Origin of the sequence: Bacillus sp. WP8 (assembly GCF_000800825.1) — a bacterium.
In the GTDB taxonomy this organism is placed as follows: Bacteria; Bacillota; Bacilli; order Bacillales; family Bacillaceae; genus Bacillus; species Bacillus safensis.
Genome location: NZ_CP010075.1, coordinates 3306548 through 3330626 on the forward strand (window position 1 = coordinate 3306548; position 24079 = coordinate 3330626).

A 24079-nucleotide genomic window follows, 5' to 3' on the forward strand; every position below is an offset into this window, starting at 1 on the left:
CTCCTGACAATTATTTCTATTCTAAGGCAGCTGCTCCGCCGACAATTTCTGTAATCTCTTGTGTAATCGCTGCTTGACGAGCACGGTTGTAAGAGAGTGTCAGGCTGTCGATCAATTCTTTTGCGTTGTCTGTTGCACTCTTCATTGCTGTCATTCTTGCAGCATGTTCACTTGCTTTGCTGTCAAGAAGCGCACCGAAAATCAAACTCTCTGCATATTGAGGAAGGAGAACTTCAAGAATTTCTTCTTCAGAAGGCTCAAACTCATAAGATGCGGAACGTTTATTTGGTGTCGCTGCGGCCGAAAGGTCCGTTAGCGGCAATAATTTCTTCTCTGTTACTTCTTGTGAAATCGCACTGACAAAGTGGTTGTAGAACATGTAAAGTTCGTCAAACGCTTCATCAGAGAACATTTGAACTGTGCTGCTTGCTAATTCTTTAATATCAGCAAACGCTACTTCGTCTCCAAGCCCTGTTACTTCAGAAATAACTGGAATACCACGCTTTTTGAAGAAGTCGCGTCCGATTTTACCAATGACAATCACCGCATATTCATCTGCGGATTGATGACGAGATTGAATGGTTTGGTAAGCGGCACGCAAAATCGAGCTGTTAAAAGGTCCTGCAAGCCCTCGATCAGATGTAATGACGAGATACCCTGTTTTCTTGACAGGTCTTGAAAGAAGCATTGGGTGCTTAGCACTTGTTCCAGTTGCGATTGCAGCAACCACTTCCTGGATTTTCTCCATGTAAGGAACAAAAGACTTCGCATTGTTTTCAGCACGATTCAGTTTCGCAGCTGATACCATTTGCATCGCTTTTGTGATCTGACTCGATTTTTTCGTTGACGTGATCCTTGACTTTATATCGCGTAATGAGGCCAAAGATTTCACCACCTTTTTTCAGGAATCCGTGTTCATTTACGTGAAAAGAGAGAAAAAGAGAATCTTTTTCTCTCGGAAAGATTACTAATTAGTTGCTTGGTGCAAACGTACGTTTAAAGCCTTCGATTGCTGTCTTCCACTCTTCATCAGCAGGCATATTTCCTGTTTGAGAGATTGTGTCAAACAAGCCTTTATGGTTTTCTTCAATGTACATGAATAACTCAGCTTCAAAACGTTTAACATCAGCAATGGCAACATCGTCTAAGTATCCTCTTGTTAGTGCGTAAAGAATCGCTACTTGTTTTTCAACTTTAAGCGGTTTGTTTAAGTCTTGTTTTAAGACTTCAACTGTTCTTGCACCACGGTTTAATTTCGCTTGAGTCGCTTGGTCTAGATCAGATCCAAACTGAGCGAAAGCTTCAAGCTCACGATAAGAAGCAAGATCCAGACGAAGTGTACCTGCTACCTTTTTCATCGCTTTGATTTGTGCAGAACCACCTACACGAGATACAGACAATCCTGCGTTTACCGCTGGACGTACGCCTGAGAAGAAGAGGTCAGATTGTAAGAAAATCTGTCCATCTGTGATGGAAATAACGTTTGTTGGAATATATGCAGAAATATCGCCAGCTTGCGTTTCTACGAAAGGCAATGCTGTGATAGAACCGCCACCCTTCTCGTCACTAAGCTTCGCTGCACGTTCTAATAAACGAGAGTGAAGATAGAAAACATCACCAGGGAATGCCTCACGACCTGGAGGACGACGAAGCAATAATGAAAGCTCACGGTAAGCTGCCGCTTGTTTAGAAAGGTCATCATAGACAACAAGTACGTGCTTGCCGTTATACATGAATTCCTCACCCATTGTTACACCTGCATAAGGAGCAAGGTAAAGAAGTGGAGCTGGCTGTGATGCAGAAGCTGTGACAACGATTGTGTAGTCAAGCGCACCATGCTTACGAAGTGTTTCAACAACACCACGAACCGTTGATTCTTTTTGTCCGATGGCTACATAAATACAGATCATGTCTTGATCTTTTTGGTTTAGAATTGTATCGATTGCAACAGATGTTTTACCTGTTTGACGGTCACCAATGATCAATTCACGCTGTCCGCGGCCGATTGGAATCAAGGCATCAATTGCTTTAATTCCTGTTTGAAGCGGCTCATGTACAGATTTACGATCCATAACGCCAGGTGCTTCACTTTCGATTGGACGTGTTTTGCTTGTTAAGATTGGACCTAGTCCATCAACAGGCTGACCAAGCGGGTTCACAATACGTCCGATTAACTCTTCACCTACTGGAACCTCCATGATACGACCTGTACGTTTTACGTCGTCACCTTCGCGGATATCTTTGTAAGGTCCTAAAATAACGATACCTACGTTAGACTCCTCAAGGTTTTGAGCCATACCCATTACACCGTTAGAGAACTCAACAAGCTCTCCTGCCATAATGTTGTCAAGGCCATGTACACGCGCGATACCGTCCCCTACTTGAATGACTGTACCGACATCTTTTACTTCAATTTCTGATTGATAGTTTTGGATTTGCTGCTTTATCAGCGCGCTAATCTCTTCAGCTTTGATACTCACTAAGGTTTCACCCCTTCTAACTATTTTCGCCTGCAAGCTGACGTTCAATGCGGGAAAGCTTTCCGCTGACACTGCCGTCATAAATGCGGTTTCCGATACGGATTTTCACTCCGCCTATTAGATCCTTGTCAATCACATTTTCAACACGCAGTGATGTGACTCCGGCTTTTTTGGCAAATACTTCAGATAAAGATTGAATTTCAGCACCGCTCAGCGGTTTCACTGAATACACGATCGCATCGTCTATTTGTTTCGTGCGGTTTGCAAGTTTCACAAACTCAGACGTCATTTCAGAGAAAATATTTGTGCGTCCGCGGTCAATCAGTAAATACATTGTGTGCAATACATAAGTAGAAACACCTTTGAAAGCTTCAGCAATCAACTGTTTCTTTTTGTCTGCCGTAATCTTTGGATGAACAAGGAAGTCATTGAGTTCTTGATCAGCCTTTAGAACTTTTTTGATCTCATTCAGCTCTTTTTCAGTTTCGTCTACTGCCGAAGAAGCAAGAACGATGTCAAAAAGAGCAGAAGCGTAACGCTTAGAGACAATAGTTACGCTCATCGGCTTTCGCCTGCCTCTTTAAGGTACTCTTGAATCAATTTCTCTTGTGCCTGCTCATCAAGTTCTTTTTCAATCACTTTAGATGCAATCAGCACAGATAGTGATGCAACCTGCTCACGCAGTGCAGCCACAGCTTGTTCTTTTTCTTTCACGATTTCAGTTCTAGCAGACTCTTTCAAGCGCTCTGATTCTTGACGTGCTGCTTGAATGATCTCTTCTTTTTGTTTCTCACCAATCTTTTTCGCATTTTCGATGAGTGTATGTGATTCTTCGCGTGCTTCTTTCAATAAGACACGTTGTTCTTCAAGAAGCTTTTCAGCTTGAACGTGCTTTTCTTCAGCACTTGAAATTTCATTTCCTATATAATCTTCACGCTGTTTCATAATCCCTAATAAAGGCTTAAGCGCAAATTTCTTTAAAAGTGCAAGCAAAATGAGCATAGCGATAAGCTGGAATAACATATCACCGGCGTTGAAGCTTAAGCCCCCTGCTCCTAAAACCACTGGTAACTGAGACATTTAGTACGGCAACTCCCTTCTTTAAATAATATGTTAAGAAACAAAACATAAAGGAATGGCGAAGTTTCGAACTAATCTGATCTTCGCCATTAAAATTCATATTAGAACGCTTCTCACATATTAACCAAAGAATGCCAAGAATGCGATAACGACAGCGATAATTGGAAGTGCCTCAACTAAAGCGACCCCGATGAACATAAGTGTTCTTAGTTCTCTACCAGCTTCTGGCTGACGAGCGATTCCTTCAACTGTTTTAGATACGATTAGACCGTTACCAATACCTGCTCCTAGTGCTCCTAAACCGATTGCAATTGCTGCTGCTATTAAATTCATTAAAAAGCTCCTCCTTTAAAATAACGTCCTTTTTGGACTCTCAATTTTTTTAGTGTTCGTCGCTGACTTTATGGGAAATGTACACCATTGTCAGCATGGTGAAGATAAATGCCTGGATTGTTCCGACAAACAAACTGAATGCCTGCCATACAATCATTGGCACGATAGCACCTAATGTACCAACGATACCAAGTGCAATGTTTTGCGAGTAGAAATTGGTCGCAAGTCCTGCAAGTAAACCAAGAAGAATCTCTCCAGCGAAAATATTTCCGTAAAGACGCAAACCAAGTGTTAGCGTGTTTGCAAATTCTTCAATAAGTTTCAATGGTACTAAAAGCGGAATTGGTCTAAAGTAGTCTTTCGTATATTCCTTGACTCCTTTTGCCTTGACACCGTAGAAGTGTGTAAGTCCCATGACCATAATTGCTAGTGTCATTGTGATTGCAGGATCAGCAGTTGGTGATTTCCACCACAAGTTGTGATCGACCGTAATCGAGAATGGCAGTCCAAGCATGTTTGAAACAAATATGTACATGAGTAATGTAACGCCAAGCGCTAGAAATGGGGCTCCTGTTTTCATGTCCATCGAACTACCTATGATATTTCGAACAAAATCAACGATCCATTCCATGAAGTTCTGCGCCTTAGTCGGACGAATAGACAGAACACGAGTAGTCAGCACCGCTATGAGAAGAACGATGATACTAGCAATCGTAATCATGAGAACATTGGATAAGTTGAACGTTAACCCTAAAAATTCTGTAGTTTTTGAACTGTGACCCAAAGAGTATTCACCTCTCTTCCATAGTAGAACGTTTAAGTTGAATGAAGGAATCTATCATAATGACAGGATATATTGTCATTAATCCTATAACAACACCTGCCAGATGAACTTCATTAGGGTAACGCCAAGCAATCGCTACTGCGAGAATCGCGTTGGCCCACCTGGCTGTACTTCCCATTGAACGAATGGATTTTCCTTTTTTAACCGCTCGATCAAAAGCGTGCATTCTCCGTATAAGTAGGAATAAATTAAAGAAAGCAAAAATTGTGCCGATAATGAAACCAAGAAACAGTGGTTTAAAACCAGGCATGGCATAGCCAAACACAAAAATTGCCAATAGATAGAACATGTATTTACTCTGTCTGCGGAAAATCGCGTTTGGATCGTTCATTCATCTGACTCCCGATGAAAAGTATTGTAAATAAGGTGATAAATGGTGATGAAAACTGCGTAGAAGACGCTTATGATAAGCCGTCCTATTCGAAAAAAATCAATCACCCATCGGTCTAATTACACAATCAGACTTGAAATCTTTAGATCTATGGGATGCTGCTTCATTCGTTGATACAAACCCTGATTATTAAAGGGTTCACAATGAGGATTAGTAGAGTGCTATAGGCTATGAAAACCTTACCATAATACCCTCGTTTAGCATACAATAGCGTCTATGATGTGTCAATCGGTTGAAAGTTAAAAAACTTTTCTATAGTGATAGAGCACACAAAATGTTCACAATTTCATCAAACTTTAGGAGAGATGTGACATTCATTGAAAAAAACAGCCAATGTTCAGTATACAATGATTTTTCTAAGAACGGTATCAACCGTTTGTCATATATTTCAAAAAGCCCACATGCACGTTTTGCATGTGGGCTTTTATTAAGGACTTTCTTATTTCGTTCCATACATACGGTCACCAGCATCACCAAGACCTGGAATGATGTAACCTTTTTCGTTTAGTTTCTCATCTAATGCTGCAATGTAGATATCAACATCTGGATGATGCTTTTGCATTTCTTCTACACCTTCAGGGGCAGCAATCAGACACATGAAACGAATGTTTTTCGCACCGCGTTTTTTCAAGCTGTTTAACGCTTCGACTGCTGAGCCGCCAGTTGCAAGCATTGGATCTACTACGATAAATTCACGCTCTTCCACATCAGATGGAAGCTTCACATAATATTCAACAGGCTTTAATGTTTTCGGATCGCGGTATAAACCAACATGTCCCACTTTAGCAGCTGGAATGAGTTTCAAAATCCCGTCTACCATTCCAAGACCTGCTCTTAAAATTGGCACAACACCGAGTTTTTTACCTGAGATCACGTTTGATTTCGCTACTTGTACAGGTGTTTCTACATCTACCTCTTCAAGCGGTAAATCTCTTGTGATTTCAAATGCCATTAATGTTGCGACTTCATCCACTAGCTCTCTAAATTCTTTAGTTCCTGTATGAACGTCACGAATATATGTAAGTTTGTGCTGAATAAGCGGGTGATCAAATACATAAACCTTTGCCATAGCTTGCTACAACTCCTTTTCTGTCATCTTCCGGTGAACTTTGCACACTTCCTACAATTCTACATAAAAAGACATCATCTTTCAATATGATTCGCAAATCCTACAAAAAAAACCCACATGCCAAAAATAGGCAAATGGGTCTGTTTTTTAATAATCTAATTCGTTATATAGAGGGAAACGGGCCGTAAGATCAGATACACGCTTTTTCGCCTCTTCTAATTTAGCTTCATCTTCATGATGTTTTAGCGCAAGTGCAATAATGGAACCGACTTCTTTCATCGCTTCTTGATCGAAACCGCGGCTTGTTACTGCTGCTGTCCCTACACGTACACCACTTGTGACAAATGGTTTTTCTGGATCATAAGGAATTGCATTTTTGTTCACCGTAATACCGATTTCATCAAGAACGTTTTCTGCAATTTTTCCTGTGATGCCAAGAGAACGCAAGTCGATGAGAACAAGATGGTTATCTGTTCCGCCAGATACAAGCTGAATATCTTCAGATAAAAGAGTTTCAGCTAGTTGTTTTGCATTATCAATGACGTTTTGTGCATATGTTTTGAAATCTCCGTTCAATACTTCACCGAAAGAAACAGCTTTTGCAGAGATGACATGCATGAGTGGTCCACCTTGAATACCAGGGAAGATCGATTTGTCGATCTTTTTACCAAACTCTTCACGGCAAAGAATCATTCCGCCGCGAGGTCCGCGTAATGTTTTGTGAGTTGTCGTTGTCACAAAATCTGCGTAAGGAACTGGATTTGGATGAAGACCTGCTGCAACAAGACCAGCAATGTGAGCCATGTCGACCATAAAGTAAGCACCGACTTCATCAGCAATCTCACGGAACTTTTTGAAATCTATTTGACGTGGGTATGCACTTGCACCCGCAACGATTAGTTTCGGCTTATGTTCACGTGCTTTTTCAAGTACATCTTGATAGTCGATATGCTGAGTTTCTTTATCTACACCATATTCTACAAAGTTGTACTGTACACCACTAAAGTTTACAGGGCTTCCGTGTGTTAAATGCCCGCCATGTGATAAGTTCATGCCCAGCACTGTATCGCCATGCTCAAGAATAGTAAAGTAAACAGCCATGTTCGCTTGAGCACCTGAGTGAGGTTGTACGTTCACATACTCAGCGCCAAAAATTTCTTTTGCGCGGTCACGTGCGATATCTTCCACAACGTCTACATGTTCACAGCCGCCATAGTAGCGTTTACCAGGATAGCCCTCAGCGTATTTATTTGTTAATACAGAGCCCTGTGCTTCCATGACTGCTTCGCTTACGAAGTTTTCTGATGCAATTAATTCGATTTTGTCCTGCTGGCGTTTCCGCTCTAGTTGAATTGCTTTGAATACTTGTGCGTCTTGCTCAGGTAAATGTTTCATCAGCGAAATCCTCTCCAATCTATTTCCATTCGATGTTTTCACCATCTCATTGTACACGGTTTTTGAGTAAAATGTAAAAGTTTTTTTTGGAAAATCGACTTCTTTTTTATGAAAACCCGAATATTCAAGTGGTAAAGCGTCTTCATCATTCAACATTATATTAGAAATATATCGAAGCTATGATCTTGTATAAACCGCTCTTTCTCCGCCAATCAGCTTCGGACGTGTTTTCGCAAAAGTCACATGTGCATGTCCTAATTGATGACGGCTGAGACGGACAGGTACTGCGACTCTCTTTAAGTGCATCCCAATTAACGTATCGCCGATATCAATTCCAGCATGCGCCTCAATGGATTCGACTAATACAGGATGTTCCATTTGCTGATACGCGTGAGCCGCCATCGAACCACCCGCTTTACGGACAGGTACTGCAGCTACAATCTCCAAGTTAAAACGGAAAGCCACTTCTTCTTCAACGACTAGGGCACGATTTAGATGCTCACAGCATTGAAAGGCGAGCTCAATGCCGGTCTCTCGTCTTAACTGATCCAATTCTTGATAGATGGACGCAGCAATTTGCTCACTTCCTGCAGTACCAATATGCTCACCAGCCACTTCTGACGTACTGCAGCCAATGACTAAGATTTGCCCGGCACGCAATTCAACTGTTTGATGAAACTCTTTTAACATTTCAAGCCAATCTTGACCAATGTTCATATTAAGCGCTCCTTATAGGTGCTTTTCTTCGTAATCAGCAATTTTGCCAATCCGCACAGCATGGCGTCCTGCTGTAAACTCTGTTGTCAGCCAAATGTGCGCAATCTCACGTGCTAATCCTGGTCCAATCACTCGCTCTCCCATTGCAAGAACGTTCGTATCATTGTGTTCTCTAGTTGCTTTTGCACTAAATGTATCATGTGCTAATGCACAGCGAATTCCTTTTACTTTATTTGCCGAGATGCTCATGCCGATGCCTGTCCCGCAAATTAAAATGCCGCGGTCGACTTCTCCGTTTGCCACCATATTGGCTACAGGGAATGCATAATCTGGGTAGTCTACAGAACCTGATCCGCATTCACAACCCATATCAATGTATTCAATCTTCAATTCATCCATCAGTTGTTTGATTTCTTCACGAATATTCGTTCCGCCGTGATCGGATGCAATGGCTACTTTCATCGGGCAATTCCTCCTAAGGGTGAGTTGATCTGTTATATCTTACATTCATTCTTTATTTACAGTTATATTTTAACCTCTGCCTAGTGATTTGCAAACAAAAGCAGAAAAACCGTTGACGCAACGGTTTTACAGGTTATCTATGATGATGATCTTTTTTCAATTTCTCAGCGAGCTGATACAGTAAGGCTTCAAGTTCATCACGAGTTTCCTGATAAACAGAAAGACTTCCGCCAAACGGGTCGGATACATCGCCTTCTGTTCCTGTCGCAAATTCCTTTAAAGTGAAGACCTTGCCTTTTGCATGCGCATACTGCTCAGTAATCAACTGTTTATGCTGCATAGTCATCGTGAAGACGTAATGAGCTTCGCGCAGAAGCTCCTCTGTCAATTTTGATGATGAGTGATTCAGGGGAATACTTTTCTCAAATAATGCTTCGATCGCTTGAGGAGAAGCCTTCCCTTCATCGGTGGCAAAAATCCCTGCTGATTTTACAGTGACCTCTAAACCTTTTTCATCGGCAATTGAATCAAAAAGGGCTTGAGCCATTGGACTTCTGCATGTATTTCCCGTACAAACAAATAAGATTTTCATCTTTCGCCCTCCTTTTCTTCTATTATATAGCATTTCATTCTACATGTTATGTAAGGAGACTGGCTAGAGCGGAAATAATAATTTGATACCAAAGGCTAGTAAAATGATTCCGCCAAGCGCGCCGCTATATGAACCCACCCATGACCGAACCTGTTTACCGAGTAATAATCCGAGCCATGTGAGAAGCATACTAAAAAAACCAAACAATAATATAGTCATCCACACCTGGGAACCGTAAATTCCGAGGCTTAAACCAACAGAGAAGCTGTCTAGGCTGACACTTGTAGCAAAAAGAACGAGACCAGTCCCAACAGGTGCGATAAAGGGCTTATCCTCTTTGCGGATAGAAGCAACGATCATTTGCAGTCCCAGCACCAAAAGCAGCGCCCCGCCAATATAGGTGGCAAGAAGACCGAGCCATCCGGATAAGAGCTGACCTGTCAGCATACCAAAAAGCGGCATAAACATATGAAATATCCCAATAACAAGTCCAATATAAATGATCTGGCGGAACCTCAGCTGAATCATCCCCATACCAAGTCCAACCGAAAAAGCATCCATTCCAAGTGCAAAAGCCATGATGCTGAGCGTCAGCAATTCGCCAGCTAGTTCGTTCATGTAAATCCCCCTTGGACACACATTCTCCTTTAACCTATGTTTGTCCAAGAAAGGTTAGAACTATTGGAACGAAGGGAGTGTACGCCCTCCTGCGGCTTTTTGCAGACGGTTCATAATGGCAGAACCAACTCCTTGCTCTGAAAAGGCTTCTGAAATAATCAAGTCTACATCCGTTTCATCAAATTGTCTCAGTACACGATAGAGGTTTGCAGCAACCGTTTCAGGTTTTTCTCTCCATCCACAGCTGTACACAACATCTGCCGCAAACAGCGATTTCTTTTCTTCTGTTGTCAGTACTCCGACTTTTAGACCTTCAGCTTTGTATTTCTGAATGTGCCGCTGCATGTCTTCATCACTTCCATGAAAGATATACATCTGGGCTTCAGGTGCATAGTGTGTGTATTTCATACCTGGCGATACAGGCGCCTCGTCCTTTTTTGTCAGCCCTGGATCCACACTCACCGTCCCCACGACCTCTTCTAATGCTTCTTTTGTAATTCCGCCCGGTCTTAAAATCACTGGGGTCTCACCGACACAGGATACAACCGTTGACTCAACGCCAATTCCAGTTGAACCGCCATCCACAATTCCAGCGATTCTTCCTTCGAGGTCACTCGCTACATGGTCAGCTTGTGTTGGTGAAGGTTTCCCTGAACGGTTCGCACTTGGTGCAGCAATTGGCAGACCAGCTGCTCGGATGAGCTCAAGCGCAATGGGGTGGTCAGGCATTCTCACACCTACTGTGGATAAACCTGCTGTAACCTGCTTGGATAAAGTGCCCGGCTTACACGGAAGAACGATGGTTAAGGCGCCCGGCCAAAAGGCATCCATCAGCGCCTTCGCTTTTTCGCTTTCTATTTGTGCAAATTCGTGAAGCTGCTGAACTTCCGCAATGTGAACAATCAACGGATTATCACTCGGACGCCCTTTCGCTTCATAAATTTTCATCACGGCTTTTGTCTCTTTCGCATTTGCCCCGAGTCCGTAAACGGTCTCTGTCGGGAAAGCAACCACTTCATTTTGCTGCAGCAGATCGGCCGCCTGTTTAATTTGTGGATAGTATGTGGATAAATCCTTTTCTAAATCCACAGACCACCTTTTTGTATTTAACATCATACAAACTCCTTTTAAAAAAGATAAAACTGTTGATATATCTCAATTATCCTTTTGAAAGTATAAAAGATGATGATCAATAAAACAAGCGTTGTCCACAATTTGTGGATAACGCTTGTTTTCTAGTGGATAAGTATGTGTATAAGTCCATCATTTTGTGATTAACTGCCTTTTTTTTGCAGGACCACAGCCTGTTCTTTCCCCAATGTCTCTTTTGCATGTGCAGAGCTCCATATGCTTTCTGGGATTTCTTCTAAAGGCGTAAAGCCCATTAATGCCAAAAAATCATGGGAAGAGGAATGGTTTGCAACGACATAAAAAGTATCCACACCTATTTTTTCTCCGAGCGTTTGAACGCTTTGGAACAAGGAGACAATGTGCCCCTGACCGAGCTTATCTGATATGACAAGAGACCGCAGCAATCCCTCTTGTTCATTGAGCTGTTCAAGACCTAAGCAGCCTGCCAGCTGACCATCCGCATCTTCCATCACGACAAATGTCGTTCGCTCTGCAAGCGTTACTCCGCCTTTTGCTTGTCCCTTTTCAAGAAAAACATTGATCGCCGGGACATCTTCCTCTGTGGCTATTCTTAATTGATAATACATGCTTTCACCTCTTTTTTGATCTCTTACTTCAACTCTATGAGGCAAAAACCGATTTATACCTTTTTTAAGAGAAAAGACTAGAGACCCATTCGAACAAAAAGAACTTTACTTCACCTGTCTCTTCTTCCTCTTCTTTCACCACTTCATTGACAGACTCTTTCGTTTGCTGCGCTGTCACTTGTTTATCATCATCGCTTTCTGGTGAGGCAATGGCTTCTCCGTTTGAAAAATCGATAAAACAGAGCGGCGGGAATAACACACACCACCAGTTGGCTCCGTCCCCTTCTCCAAGCGTAATTAAAATGGCTTCATATTTCCCAGCAGGATAGACGAAATTTCCATAGAGTTTTGTTGGAAATGAAGCTTTTTGAAAACTGACCGATACAGATTGATCAATATGCTGTTCCTTCAATTTCGCTTTGGCGATACGATTAATTTCTGGCAGCTTCGATCGAATGACACGTCTTGCTTCTTCAATGGATGTGAGATCTTTGACCCACTCCGTCATATTCGCATTGACCTCGTCACGAATACTTCTTTTCACATCCTGATCCGCTGAACGATCACTATTTGCTAAAATGCGTAATCGAATCGCTTCATCTGGTATGACAACAGGCTGATTTGCAGAAGCAGCCGCCGTCTCCTCTCTGCCAAGGTTTGCAAAAGCACCACATAATAATAGAAACATATAAAGACAAATCATCGTTTTACTTTTCAACATTGTGTGTTCCCCCCACTTTTTCTCTTCGCTACAAACATTGTGTCCAGGAAACTCATTTCATAAACAGTCAATATGATTTTTTTAATAGATTATGAGTCAAAACAAAAAAGCCGTTCTCTTTAAGAACGACTTTTGAGTGAGGATTGGTAGTCAGAAGGGTACAGTCTCCCATCCCAATCTCGGCTGATTTTTAAACCAGATTCTGTTTTAATAACAGTCATGGCCCCTTTTTTCTCGATTTCTTTTTTGACTTTTCCTTTGTGATCGATAAATTGGATCACCATTTCATAGTTAAATTCAATTCTGTCATCGCTTTCATCTGAAGGCGTAAACATAATTTTCTTCAGCTTAATTTGACAATCTTGATCCTTCGCCGCTTCTAATATGCTCGGGAACATGCTGTCTTGTGTATATTCTTGATATTCATGTTCGGTTAAATAAATCTTCAGCTTCTCTTTCATATCAGATAGGTCATCCGTTCGATTCACTGTGTATTGTGCTTTTTTATAGCTTTCTCCAAATGCTGCTGCCTCTTTTTTAAAGCTCGGTTTACCACAAGCACTCACAATCAATAGTACACTGACGATGACCAACACCATCGCATACCTTTTGTTCACACCATTCGCTCCTTCAAAACAAATTTATGTAAAAAATCATGATCAGAATGTTCATTCTTCTATATATACGTTTCTCTTTTACCATAAGTTTCATCTTTACATAATAAAATAGTCCGGCTATATTCAGCCGGACTTTCCGTTTTGAATGTGTGCGCAAATAGCTCGATCTTTTCCATTAATATCTTTGACGGTGTAGACATGCGCTTCAGGAAAAGCCTGCACGAGAAGCGCTGTGACATCTTGACCTTGTGTATGTCCAATTTCAAAGACAACAACTGCCTGTTCACTCAGCACGCTGTGAAGATCACGAACAAGACGTTTATAAAACCACAAGCCATCACGTCCGTCCGTCAGCGCATTCACCGGCTCATGCTTCGTCACAACCTCAGACAGACTGTCCATTTCTTCCGCCGCAATATAAGGTGGATTGGAAATAAATACATCTACTTTAATGCCTTGAGCTATAACCGGTTCAAGTAAATCTCCATGTAAAAAATGAACGTCTGCACCGAGCGCTTGTTGATTCCGTTTTGCTACCGCAAGCGCTTCTTGTGAGATATCAGTCGCTGTGACAGATAGTGATTGTTTTTCAAGAGCGAGCGTAATTGCAATGGCTCCGCTTCCTGTGCCAACGTCAACTGCTTTGAGCGGCTGATCAGGCGGGAAAACGTCACCTACCAAATTGAGCGCCGCCAACACAACTTCTTCCGTTTCAGGACGAGGAATAAGAACATGCTTGTTCACCTCGAAAGGACGTCCGTAAAAGAATTCAACACCCGTTAAATGCTGAACAGGAACACCTGCCTTATGCTGCGTCACAAATTGGCTGAACAGTTGATCTTGCTCCTCAGGTAGCGCATCATGAAATCGTGCAAGAAGCTCACTTCTGCTCCAGCCGAGCACATGCATCAACAGGAGTTCTGCTGCATTTTGGTCTCTGCCAGCTTCCGTTAACAAAGAAGAAGCCCATTTAAGGGCTTCGAAGATTGTTCGCTCTTTATTTTGCATCTTGAAGCTTTCTTGCTTGGTCTTCCATAATTAGTGCATCAATGACCTCGTCAAGTTTTCCTTCTAAAATTTGATCAAGCTTTTGAATCGTCAATCCGATGCGGTGGTCTGTTACACGGTTTTGCGGGAAGTTGTACGTACGGATACGCTCTGAACGATCCCCTGTTCCAACCGCAGATTTACGTGTTTGATCGTATTCAGCCTGTGCTTCACGCTGGAATTTATCATAAATTCTCGCACGCAGTACTTTCATGGCTTTTTCTTTATTTTTAATTTGTGATTTCTCATCCTGACAGGATACAACAACACCTGTTGGAAGGTGAGTTAATCGAACAGCAGACATTGTCGTGTTTACACTCTGTCCGCCAGGTCCGCTTGATGTGAAAGTATCGACACGGATGTCTTTTTCATGGATATCAATTTCAACTTCCTCAGCCTCAGGTAATACAGCGACTGTCGCAGTTGATGTATGAATCCGTCCGCCTGATTCGGTTTCTGGAACACGCTGTACGCGGTGTGCGCCGTTTTCAAACTTTAGTTTGGAGTATGCGCCTTTCCCGCTGATCATAAAGATAATCTCTTTATAACCGCCTGTGCCAGTGACACTCGCTTCCATCACTTCCGTTTTCCAGCCTTGCATTTCAGCATAACGGCTATACATACGGTAAAGGTTTCCTGCAAAAAGAGCAGCTTCTTCTCCGCCTGCTGCACCACGAACCTCCACAATAACGTTTTTATTGTCATTCGGATCTTTCGGGATCAGCAAGATTTTCAGCTCGTCTTCTAAACGTTCCGTTTCCTCAGTGAGCTCTGAAATTTCTTCTTTGACCATGTCGCGCATCTCAGCATCCAGCTTCTCTTCGAGCATTGCTTTCGCATCATTCAGCTGGTCATATGCCGCACGATATTGTCTATATACCTCAACAGTTTCTTGAATATCGGATTGTTCTTTCGAATATTCACGAAGCTTCGTAGTGTCGTTCACCACTTCAGGGTCACTTAAATATTCATTTAGTTTTTCATAACGTTCTTCAATTGATTTTAAACGGTCTAACATGGTCTTCACCTCTGTTTTGTGCGTAACAGTCTAATTATAGTATAGCGGGGTATGACAGTCAAAAAAATTTCCAAAACAATTGATTTTCTGCAATTTTTCGCTAGAAAACACGATCTTTGGCGATTGGTTACTTGTTTTGTCTAACGTGAAGGAACAGGTCCTCCTTAAAGAGAATGGTACTTGTAATTGAAAAAAGGGAGGGCATTTGGTTTGAATACAAATGAGGTTGCAAAGGAAATTGGTGTTTCTTCAAAGACGATTCAGCGTTGGGTCAAACAGCTCAACATCCCTGTCGCCCGGAATGAACTTGGACATTATGAATTTCATGAAGATATTGTACAGCTGCTCAAAGAGGTCAAACACCAGATGAGTGAAGGTGTGATCCTCCAAGATATTCAACTGCCAATCCATAAGGAAACCGTTCGTCAATCAGCACCTGCTGCCGAAGCTGATGTCTCTATACAGCGGATTGAAGCATTAGAAAAACAAGTGAAAGCGCTCATCCAGCAGCAATTACACGTCATTGATGTCGAAGACCGCCTGCAAGAACTTGAACGGAAATTGGCTAAAAAAGCAGATGAAGGTGTATCGTATCAGCTGCTTCAGCACCGCAGAGAAATTGAAGATTTATCCACAAAATTTGACCGCCTCGCCGCAACCTTGAAACAACCGTCACAAGCAGAAGAAAAAAAGGAAATCGTACCCCCTGATCTCAAAAAAAAGCGTGTACTCTTCCCTCTGTTTCATTCATTTCGCTAAGAAAGGCTGCCTCAATAGGCAGCCTTTTTACTATATTATACGGTAAGAGCAATAATGATCGGTAATGTGATAAGTGACATGATGGCACTGATGACAAATGCGGATGCAGTTTCCGCCTCTTGTTTTTCAAATCGTGTTGCGATCATTGCTGCAACAGCTGAACCTGGGAAGGCTACAAGTAATACAGCTTTTGTAATTTCATCAGCCGAAAGACCCATAAGAACCGCAATAAGATACATAAGTATTGGTTGTACAGCTACTTTTAGCAATGCAATACTGAATGCCGGCAAGCTTAATTTAATTTTGCGGATACCAACAGTAACACCGACTGCGAATAGCGCAACCCCTGATGTAACACTGCCAATTTCCTCTAACATTTCATGTCCAATTGCAGGAAGTTTAAAACCTAAAAGAACAAGAATGATACTGGCTAACGGTGCAAGTGCAAGCGGCTCTGATAAACCGTGCAAAATTGCTTTTGTCGTCATTTTTAGGAAGCTTTCGCCGTCTTTGGTTTTCCCTTTTGTTTTTTCACCGACAGTTGATACAATAATTGCAATTGGATCAAGCATTGCATTTACAACTATTCCGGTAATCGCAATCGGAATTGCAACTTCTTGAGCCCCAAATAAACTGCCCAAGACCGGAATCCCCATAAATGCAAAGGTCGGTTGTGCTGAGTTTAATGAGAAAACAGATGAGTCTGTTAAATCATATTTAAAAGCAAATTTCGTAACTAAAAGGATAATGATATAAAAACCAACGATTCCGAAAATCAATGCAACGAAAAATGGAATTTGACTATAGAATTTATCTTTTGGTGTTGACAGAATACTGGCGATAAAGTGCGCTGGTAAAGCATACTTTGTTACAAGTGTACTTACACCTTTTGCAGATTTAGCGTCATAGCTGCCGAAGTGTCCTGCGAACCAACCCAGCGCGATAACGAAAAAAATCGGTGCTAGGAGGATCAAAATATTTAAAAAGTCCATCTTACTATTCCTCCTTAAATCCTTTACATGTTTCTTATTTATTGCGGCATTGCTTAGATTACCCGAAGCAATGCCGCGTTACACATTTTATTATGCTCTTACTATTTTTTTATATTCAGGAATCCACATTGCGTCTTTCACAGCTTGTTCGATGTTGTCCGGCGTTTTTCTTGCGACACCATCTTCAATTGCTGCTTTCGCTACTTCAACAGCCACATGAATTGACACTTCTTGCAATTTATCAATACTTGGAAGAAGACCAGCACCTGGTTTCTCATGATCAACCATTTCAGCAATTGCATTTGCAGAAGCAACGAACATGCCTTTTGTGATGATTTTTGATTCTGTTACGATTGAACCAAGACCAAGTCCAGGGAAAACGAACGCATTGTTTGATTGTCCGATTTCGTGTTCGATTCCGTTATACTCAACGTTTTCGAACGGGCTTCCTGTTGCAACAAGTGCACGGCCGTCAGTCCATTTGAATAGATCCTCTGGCACTGCTTCAGCAAGCGGTGTTGGGTTAGACATTGGCATGATCACTGGACGCTCTGTATGAGCTGCCATTTCTTTAATGATTTCTTCAGTGAATGCGCCGCCTTGACCTGAAGTACCAATAAGAATTGTTGGCTTCGCTTGGCGAACCGTTTCAGCAAATGAGATTTGTCCTTTTTCATCGCGTGCCCATCCTTCTACTTCATCAGAAGAACGCAGGTATGGTTTTTGGAAATCAAGCACTTCATCTTCAAATTGGTCTGTTAGCAATCCTCTGTAGTCTAAAGTCCAGAATGCATTGTTTGCTTCTTCTTCTGTTAGACCTTCAAGAACCATTGTGTCACGCATTTGATCTGCGATTCCGATACCAGCTGATCCAGCTCCGAAGATGACAACACGGTGATCTTTCAATTGAGTACCAGTTTTCTTGACAGCTGCAAGAACACCCGCTAAAGTAATGGCACCAGTACCTTGAATATCATCGTTGAACGTTAAGATGTTATCATTGTATTTTTTCATGATGTTACGCGCATTTTTGTTTCCAAGGTCTTCCCAGTGCAGCAATGCTTTCGGGAAGAATTTAAGTGCTGCTTTTACATAAGCATCAATGAATTCTTCGTATTTTTCACCTTGTACACGTTTGTGATGGTTCCCGATGTATAATGGATCATTCAATAATTTTTCATTGTTTGTTCCAACATCTAATACAACTGGAATCACGCGGCTAGGATCAATACCTGCTGCAGCCGTGTAAACAGCTAATTTACCGATTGCGATGTTGATACCACCAACACCCCAGTCACCAATTCCAAGAATACTCTCAGAGTCAGTTGCAACGATGAGGTCAATGTCTCCAGCAGTTGCGTGCAAGTTTTCAAATGCTTTCTCGATGCCGTCAATGTCGTCGATTGAAAGATAGACACCATGAGGTCTTCTGTATTCATGGCTGTATTCTTGAATCGCTTCACCAACAGTTGGTGTGTAGACAACAGGAAGCATTTCACGAAGCTTTTCTGTTAAAAGCTTGTAGAACAATACTTCGTTACGGTTTTGTAAATCACTTAAGTATACGTTTTGACGAAGACGATCCGGCTGAGCTAGAAATTGCTTGTACGCTCTTTCTGCTTGCTGTTCTAAAGTGAGAACGGTTGGAGGAAGTAAGCCTTCTAGTCCAAGCTCTTGTCTTTCTTCTTCAGAGAAAGCAACGCCTTTGTTCAACGTTGGAATCGATAATACATCTTTACCTGTCAAAGTGGTTTCGAGGTACCCTTCTTTTGTTTTCTTCACGTTGTTCATCAAAAACTACCCTCTTTCTAAAATATAAATAAAGTGAACTATTAATCCAAAGAACGATTAAGGAGAAAAATCCTTAATCAAAAAAATTATGACAAGAAATCGAACTTTTCGTTTAAATGCTTTACACTACAGTTAGTCATTTTATGCCTGCTTATGACAAAACGCAAGCGTTGAAAATTAGATAATTTAATCGTAGTGTTATTTAATTTATTTAAGTACAAATGATGGGTGTTCAGCCAAAATCTCGAAAAACGAAACACAGCGGCATTTGCTATTTTTTTATTTGTCAAGTGTTGTACCAACATCAAGTCTTGGTACTTCATGGTGATGTCTGCATCGTGCTTCGTATGATTCCTGCGCACCTACTAAAATAATAGGATCATCATAGGATGCGGGTTTACCGTCGATCAAGCGTTGTGTTCTACTCGCTGGGGAGCCGCATACCGAACAAACTGCTTGAAGTTTTGTTACAAGCTCTGCACATGCCATTAAATGCGGAACAACACCAAATGGCTCTCCTCTGAAGTCTTGATCCAGGCCTGCAACAATGACTCGGTAGCCTTGGTCAGCCAATTGAGTGACAATGTCAATGATTGTCTCATCAAAAAATTGCACCTCATCAATGCCAATGACATCGGTTCTTTCTGATATGTGCGTTATTATGTCTTTTGGTGAGGCTACTGCAATCCCATCTAATGATGAACCGTTATGTGACACAACTGAGCTTGTACTATATCGGTTATCAATCGCTGGTTTGAATATTTTTACTTCTTGTTTGGCAAAGGTGGCCCTTTTGGCTCTCCGAATCAATTCTTCCGACTTTCCAGAAAACATACTACCGCAGATGACTTCAAGCCAACCGCTTTGTTTCATCACATACATAAGGTCTTCTCCCCCGTTTTAAAAAGTTCCATCAATCCACGTAAAAAAACAGGCAAGAACGGATTCCTGCCTGTTTATTGTATCTATTATTACTTAAGACCGTATTTTTTGTTAAAGCGGTCAACACGTCCATCAGCAGAAGCGAATTTTTGACGGCCTGTATAGAAAGGATGGCACTCAGAGCAAATCTCGATGCGTACCTCTTCTTTTACTGATCCAGTTTCAAACTCATTTCCACAAGCGCATTTGACTGTAGCTTTTTTGTAGTTAGGATGAATTCCTGTTTTCATCTACTGTCATCTCCTTCCGCCCTGAATCCAATTCGGAAACAGAGTTAATATCTCAGAAATAAATTCTGAAACGCACATGATAAAATTATAACAGTGTAAGTCTATGATTGCAAATGTATTTTTTAAGAAGCTATCTTCTTGATGCAGACATATTGGCTTGTTTCCATTCTTGCGTTAAAATATCGAAAAACTCTTGGTTTGTCTTTGTTTTTCTCATTTTACGCATGAACTTCTCAGCGAAGTCAGGTGTATCTGACATCGATTTTCTCATCGCCCATAGACGATCAAGATGCTCTTTTGGCACAAGCAGTTCTTCTTTTCTCGTACCAGAACGGCGAATGTCGATCGCAGGGAAAATTCTTCTTTCGGCCAAAGAACGGTCCAAATGAAGCTCCATGTTTCCAGTTCCTTTAAACTCTTCATAAATCACGTCATCCATACGTGATCCTGTATCAACAAGTGCAGTGGCTAAAATCGTCAAACTTCCGCCTTCTTCAATGTTACGCGCAGCACCAAAGAAGCGTTTTGGACGATGGAAAGCCGCTGGATCAATACCACCTGAAAGCGTTCGGCCGCTTGGCGGAATCACAAGATTGTATGCACGAGCAAGCCTTGTGATGCTGTCCATTAAGATGATGACATCTTTTTTATGTTCAACAAGACGCATCGCACGCTCTAAGACAAGCTCTGCTACTTTAATGTGGTTTTCCGGTACTTCGTCAAAGGTTGAACTAACAACATCCCCTGCAACAGAACGTTCGATATCTGTTACTTCTTCTGGTCGTTCATCAATCAAAAGGACAATCAGCTCTGCCTCTGGGTGATTTTCAGAAATGCTGTTGGCAATTTCTTTAAGCAAAATGGTTTTCCCAGCCTTAGGCGGTGCAACGATTAAACCACGCTGTCCAAATCCAACTGGCGCCATCATGTCCATAATTCTAGTAGACAGGTGATTAGGCTGTGTTTCAAGAATCATTTGACGGTCAGGAAATAGCGGTGTGAGTGCAGGAAAGTGAACACGTTCCTTTGCTGATTCTGGGTCGTCCCCATTTACCGCTTCTACATGAAGGAGGCCATAGTAGCGTTCATTCTCTTTTGGAGGTCGTACCTTTCCAGACACTTTATCTCCATTTCGTAAATCAAAGCGTCTGATTTGTGAAGCTGAAATATAAATGTCTTCAGAACTTGGGGAGTAGTTAATCGGTCTTAAGAAACCAAATCCCTCAGACTGAATAATTTCAAGAACCCCTTCCATAAATAAGAGATCCTCTTGCTCAGCATTCGCCTTTAAGATGGCAAAAATTAATTCTTTTTTTGTTAGTTTGCTGTAATAAGAGATTTTGTATCGTTTTGCTAACTCATACAGCTCTTTTAATTTCATATTCTCCAAAGATGAAATCGAAACATCTTTCAATATGGACACCACACTTTTCTAGTCAATGTATTTCTTTACAAATGCATGACCATTGTATTTGATTAGCTTTTTAATTCCGTTGATGTTGGAATGACCTCGCTCTGATGGTAACGCTCCCACTCGTTTTATCGTGAAAGATAGGAACAATGTGAAATAGAGCTTTTTTAACATAGAGAAGGATAATGAGTATATCGTCATGATGCGGCAGTATTTAAACTTGTTGAAGCTTAAAAGAAGTAAATTCGCAGAAAATTTCGCAGCACTCTTTAGTTTTACCTCATTTGCAGAGAATATTCAACTTTAAACAGAAAATGATATACATTTGACACCTATATGAAAAGCGGGTAATGAATACCCGCTTTCAGATTACGGACGAATGACAAGATTCGGTTTTTTCTTTAAGCTGTGTCTGCCGTCTACGAAACGAACTGTACCCGATTTCGCACGCATGACAACACTATGTGTTGTTCCAACAGAGCCTTTGAATTGAACACCTTTAAGTAATTCCCCGTCCGTTACACCTGTCGCTGCAAAAATGGCGTCATCTCCTTTTACGAGATCTTCCATTCTGAGGACTTTACCAACATCCAGTCCCATTCTCTCACAGCGTCTTAATTCTTCTTCACTTTGAGGAAGAAGCTTACCATGGATTTCACCACCAAGTGCCTTTAACGCAACAGCAGAAAGGACACCCTCAGGCGCTCCGCCTGAACCAAATAGAATATCAACACCTGTATGATCAAATGCTGTATTAATGGCTCCTGCAACGTCACCATCATCGATCAGTTTAATTCTTGCTCCTGCTTCTCTCAGTTCAGCAATAATTTTTTCATGTCGATCTCTGTTTAAAATCGTTGCAACCACGTCTTCAATATCTTTGTTTTTCGCTTTTGCAACAGCGCGAAGATTATCAATGACAGGCGCTTCAATGTCGATGCAGCCTACCGCTTCTGGACCTACTGCGATCTTATCCATGTACATATCAGGTGCATTCAGCAGGTTGCCATGATCTGCAACTGCAATGACAGCTAAGGCATTCCAGCCGCCGCTTGCCACAATGTTTGTTCCTTCTAATGGATCAACAGCGACATCCACGCGAGGTCCATATCCGTTCCCAAGCTTTTCCCCAATATAAAGCATTGGTGCTTCGTCCATTTCTCCTTCGCCAATCACCACTGTTCCCTTCATAGGAATGGTGTCAAATACATCACGCATTGCACTTGTTGCAGCATCATCCGCTTCGTCTTTTAATCCTCTTCCCATCCAACGAGCAGATTTTAATGCAGCTGCTTCTGTCACCCGTACTAGTTCCATCGATAAACTTCTTTCCATTTTTGTCCAAATCTCCTCTCACAGTCAAAGCCTTATGAATTTTGAAGTTCTTCTATTTCTTGGTCATTCAGCTTTTCACGCCAGATGGTTGCACCCAAGCCTTCAAGCTTCTTCTCAAGCAAACTATATCCTCTGTCTATATGTTCAAGCCCTGTGATTTCGGTCACACCGTCCGCCATTAGCCCTGCGACAACAAGACAAGCTCCTGCACGCAGATCACTTGCTTTGACCTTTGCTCCTTGAAGCTGCGTTTGTCCGGTAATAATAGCGGATCTTCCTTCGACCTTCATGTTTGCACCCATTCGGCGCAATTCGTCAATGTGCTTAAAGCGAGCTGAGTAGATCGTATCTGTGACCACACTCGTGCCTTTCGCTTTTGTTAACAGCGCCGTCATCGGCTGTTGAAGGTCAGTCGGAAAGCCCGGATACACAAGGGTTTTGATATCGACAGGCTTGAGTCCTTCGTTTCTGCCAACGATCAGCATCTGATCGTTGCTAGTTTCAATGGTGAACCCCATTTCTCTAAGTTTCGCCGTAATTGATTCTAAATGAGTTGGGATCACATTATCAAGTACAACTTCATCTCCCATCGCTGCACCAGCAATTAAAAATGTTCCTGCTTCGATGCGGTCAGGGATGATTGAATGCTTACAGCCATGAAGAGATTCGACACCTTCGATTCGAATGACATCGGTCCCCGCACCTTTGATTTTGGCACCCATGCTTGCAAGCAGTGTCGCTACATCAATAATTTCGGGTTCCTTTGCAGCATTTTCAATCACGGTTTTTCCTTCAGCCAGTACGGCTGCCAGCATGATGTTGATTGTCGCACCTACACTGACAACATCAAGATAAATCCGGGCTCCGACTAATTTTTCAGCGCGCAAATAAATCGCACCCTGCTCGTTTGTCACCTCAGCTCCGAGTGCTTCAAAGCCTTTGATATGCTGATCAATCGGTCTAGGTCCTAAGTGACATCCTCCTGGCAGCCCGATGACAGCCTGCTTGAATCTTCCCAGCATGGCTCCCATTAAATAATAAGATGCACGCAGTTTCTTCACTTTTCCATTAGGAAGCGGCATACTGATCATGGAAACAGGATTAACAACCATTTCACCTTTTTCAAAAGTGACCTTTCCACCAATTTCTTCTAACAGATCTCGCAATGTGTCGATATCTGATATATGCGGAAGGCCTTCAATGGTTACTGGAGAATTAGCGAGAATCGTGGCAGGAATCAGTGCCACAGCACTATTTTTCGCACCACTAATATGTACGGTCCCACGCAAGGGATCACCGCCGGCAATGTTTAACTTTTCCATATTTGTCTCCCTTCTTAAAGAAGATCACTGTTGGAGTTATACTGTTTGTGGATGTCGCGCTTTAAAAGGTCTTGTCCAAAATTTAGCCAATATCAAGAGAAAGAATACAGGTTAAACGAAATTTGTCGGAAGAAAAATAATCGAAGCTTTGCGAGGCTGTGATGTTCTCTTCTTTGCACAAAACATTTCTTAGCG

The 24079-nt window shown here is 41.9% G+C and carries 27 protein-coding genes; 1 reads left to right on the forward strand and 26 read right to left on the reverse strand.

The annotated features are described in order from the left end of the window. Positions 1-16: 16 nt before the first annotated feature. The 19 genes from QR42_RS16695 to prfA form a co-directional block, all read right to left on the reverse strand. The gene (locus tag QR42_RS16695; protein WP_024423727.1) at positions 17-883 is read right to left on the reverse strand and encodes a F0F1 ATP synthase subunit gamma; all 867 of its coding nucleotides are present in this window, start codon (positions 881-883) and stop codon (positions 17-19) included. An 88-nt stretch (positions 884-971) separates the two neighbouring features. Further along, positions 972-2480, reverse strand: coding sequence for a F0F1 ATP synthase subunit alpha (gene atpA / locus QR42_RS16700; protein ID WP_039182105.1), 1509 nt, complete (start codon positions 2478-2480; stop codon positions 972-974). Positions 2481-2496: 16 nt separating this feature from the next. Then, positions 2497-3042, reverse strand: a complete 546-nt coding sequence (locus QR42_RS16705) for a F0F1 ATP synthase subunit delta (protein WP_039182107.1) — start codon at positions 3040-3042, stop codon at positions 2497-2499. After that, positions 3039-3560: a F0F1 ATP synthase subunit B gene (gene atpF / locus QR42_RS16710; RefSeq protein WP_034281220.1), complete on the reverse strand. Its 522-nt coding sequence runs from the start codon at positions 3558-3560 to the stop codon at positions 3039-3041. The genes QR42_RS16705 and atpF overlap by 4 nt, the downstream gene beginning before the upstream one ends. A gap of 120 nt (positions 3561-3680) precedes the next feature. Continuing rightward, complete coding sequence (gene atpE / locus QR42_RS16715; protein WP_003214968.1) at positions 3681-3893, reverse strand: F0F1 ATP synthase subunit C; 213 nt, start codon at positions 3891-3893, stop codon at positions 3681-3683. 49 nt (positions 3894-3942) lie between these two features. Then, entirely contained in the window at positions 3943-4677 is a 735-nt protein-coding gene (gene atpB / locus QR42_RS16720) for a F0F1 ATP synthase subunit A (RefSeq protein ID WP_039182108.1), read from the reverse strand. A 7-nt stretch (positions 4678-4684) separates the two neighbouring features. Then, on the reverse strand, positions 4685-5068 hold the full coding sequence (locus QR42_RS16725; RefSeq protein WP_024423731.1) for an ATP synthase subunit I: 384 nt from the start codon (positions 5066-5068) through the stop codon (positions 4685-4687). 499 nt (positions 5069-5567) lie between these two features. Continuing rightward, positions 5568-6197 (reverse strand): uracil phosphoribosyltransferase, encoded by a 630-nt coding sequence (gene upp / locus QR42_RS16735; protein ID WP_003214553.1) that lies wholly within the window; start codon positions 6195-6197, stop codon positions 5568-5570. A gap of 147 nt (positions 6198-6344) precedes the next feature. Further along, the gene (gene glyA, locus QR42_RS16740) at positions 6345-7592 is read right to left on the reverse strand and encodes a serine hydroxymethyltransferase (RefSeq protein ID WP_034281450.1); all 1248 of its coding nucleotides are present in this window, start codon (positions 7590-7592) and stop codon (positions 6345-6347) included. Positions 7593-7769: 177 nt separating this feature from the next. Beyond that, entirely contained in the window at positions 7770-8309 is a 540-nt protein-coding gene (locus QR42_RS16745; protein ID WP_039182113.1) for a TIGR01440 family protein, read from the reverse strand. 12 nt (positions 8310-8321) lie between these two features. Beyond that, the gene (rpiB, locus tag QR42_RS16750; protein WP_003214714.1) at positions 8322-8771 is read right to left on the reverse strand and encodes a ribose 5-phosphate isomerase B; all 450 of its coding nucleotides are present in this window, start codon (positions 8769-8771) and stop codon (positions 8322-8324) included. 133 nt (positions 8772-8904) lie between these two features. Next, positions 8905-9363 carry a low molecular weight protein arginine phosphatase gene (locus QR42_RS16755; protein ID WP_039182115.1) on the reverse strand — a complete coding sequence of 153 codons (459 nt, stop codon included), beginning with the start codon at positions 9361-9363 and terminating at the stop codon, positions 8905-8907. A 63-nt stretch (positions 9364-9426) separates the two neighbouring features. Continuing rightward, positions 9427-9981: a manganese efflux pump MntP gene (locus QR42_RS16760; protein ID WP_039182117.1), complete on the reverse strand. Its 555-nt coding sequence runs from the start codon at positions 9979-9981 to the stop codon at positions 9427-9429. A 60-nt stretch (positions 9982-10041) separates the two neighbouring features. Beyond that, entirely contained in the window at positions 10042-11094 is a 1053-nt protein-coding gene (locus tag QR42_RS16765) for an L-threonylcarbamoyladenylate synthase (RefSeq protein ID WP_084096449.1), read from the reverse strand. A 161-nt stretch (positions 11095-11255) separates the two neighbouring features. After that, on the reverse strand, positions 11256-11699 hold the full coding sequence (locus tag QR42_RS16770) for a GNAT family N-acetyltransferase (protein ID WP_039182122.1): 444 nt from the start codon (positions 11697-11699) through the stop codon (positions 11256-11258). Between the two features lie 64 nt (positions 11700-11763). Further along, complete coding sequence (spoIIR, locus tag QR42_RS16775) at positions 11764-12420, reverse strand: stage II sporulation protein R (RefSeq protein WP_039182125.1); 657 nt, start codon at positions 12418-12420, stop codon at positions 11764-11766. Between the two features lie 119 nt (positions 12421-12539). Further along, positions 12540-13019 carry a hypothetical protein gene (locus tag QR42_RS16780; RefSeq protein ID WP_039183347.1) on the reverse strand — a complete coding sequence of 160 codons (480 nt, stop codon included), beginning with the start codon at positions 13017-13019 and terminating at the stop codon, positions 12540-12542. A 141-nt stretch (positions 13020-13160) separates the two neighbouring features. Next, the gene (prmC, locus tag QR42_RS16785) at positions 13161-14045 is read right to left on the reverse strand and encodes a peptide chain release factor N(5)-glutamine methyltransferase (RefSeq protein ID WP_039182129.1); all 885 of its coding nucleotides are present in this window, start codon (positions 14043-14045) and stop codon (positions 13161-13163) included. Then, entirely contained in the window at positions 14035-15102 is a 1068-nt protein-coding gene (gene prfA / locus QR42_RS16790) for a peptide chain release factor 1 (protein ID WP_039182133.1), read from the reverse strand. The genes prmC and prfA overlap by 11 nt, the downstream gene beginning before the upstream one ends. 210 nt (positions 15103-15312) lie before the next feature. Between prfA and racA the strand changes: the two genes are divergently transcribed. Continuing rightward, positions 15313-15861: a chromosome-anchoring protein RacA gene (racA, locus tag QR42_RS16795; RefSeq protein WP_039182136.1), complete on the forward strand. Its 549-nt coding sequence runs from the start codon at positions 15313-15315 to the stop codon at positions 15859-15861. Between the two features lie 35 nt (positions 15862-15896). Here the strand turns inward: racA and QR42_RS16800 are convergent, their stop codons facing one another. The 7 genes from QR42_RS16800 to QR42_RS16830 form a co-directional block, all read right to left on the reverse strand. Beyond that, complete coding sequence (locus QR42_RS16800; RefSeq protein ID WP_039182138.1) at positions 15897-16853, reverse strand: AEC family transporter; 957 nt, start codon at positions 16851-16853, stop codon at positions 15897-15899. 90 nt (positions 16854-16943) lie between these two features. Continuing rightward, on the reverse strand, positions 16944-18644 hold the full coding sequence (malS, locus tag QR42_RS16805) for an oxaloacetate-decarboxylating malate dehydrogenase (protein WP_039182140.1): 1701 nt from the start codon (positions 18642-18644) through the stop codon (positions 16944-16946). A gap of 279 nt (positions 18645-18923) precedes the next feature. Continuing rightward, complete coding sequence (locus QR42_RS16810) at positions 18924-19526, reverse strand: thymidine kinase (protein WP_024423745.1); 603 nt, start codon at positions 19524-19526, stop codon at positions 18924-18926. Between the two features lie 89 nt (positions 19527-19615). After that, positions 19616-19816, reverse strand: a complete 201-nt coding sequence (gene rpmE, locus QR42_RS16815; protein WP_003215407.1) for a 50S ribosomal protein L31 — start codon at positions 19814-19816, stop codon at positions 19616-19618. A gap of 130 nt (positions 19817-19946) precedes the next feature. Next, positions 19947-21230 carry a transcription termination factor Rho gene (rho, locus tag QR42_RS16820; protein ID WP_008354975.1) on the reverse strand — a complete coding sequence of 428 codons (1284 nt, stop codon included), beginning with the start codon at positions 21228-21230 and terminating at the stop codon, positions 19947-19949. Positions 21231-21596: 366 nt separating this feature from the next. Further along, positions 21597-22562 (reverse strand): class II fructose-bisphosphatase, encoded by a 966-nt coding sequence (gene glpX / locus QR42_RS16825; protein WP_039182142.1) that lies wholly within the window; start codon positions 22560-22562, stop codon positions 21597-21599. 32 nt (positions 22563-22594) lie between these two features. Next, a complete protein-coding gene (locus QR42_RS16830; protein WP_039182145.1) occupies positions 22595-23884 on the reverse strand; it encodes a UDP-N-acetylglucosamine 1-carboxyvinyltransferase in 1290 nt (429 codons plus the stop codon). Positions 23885-24079: the final 195 nt, after the last annotated feature.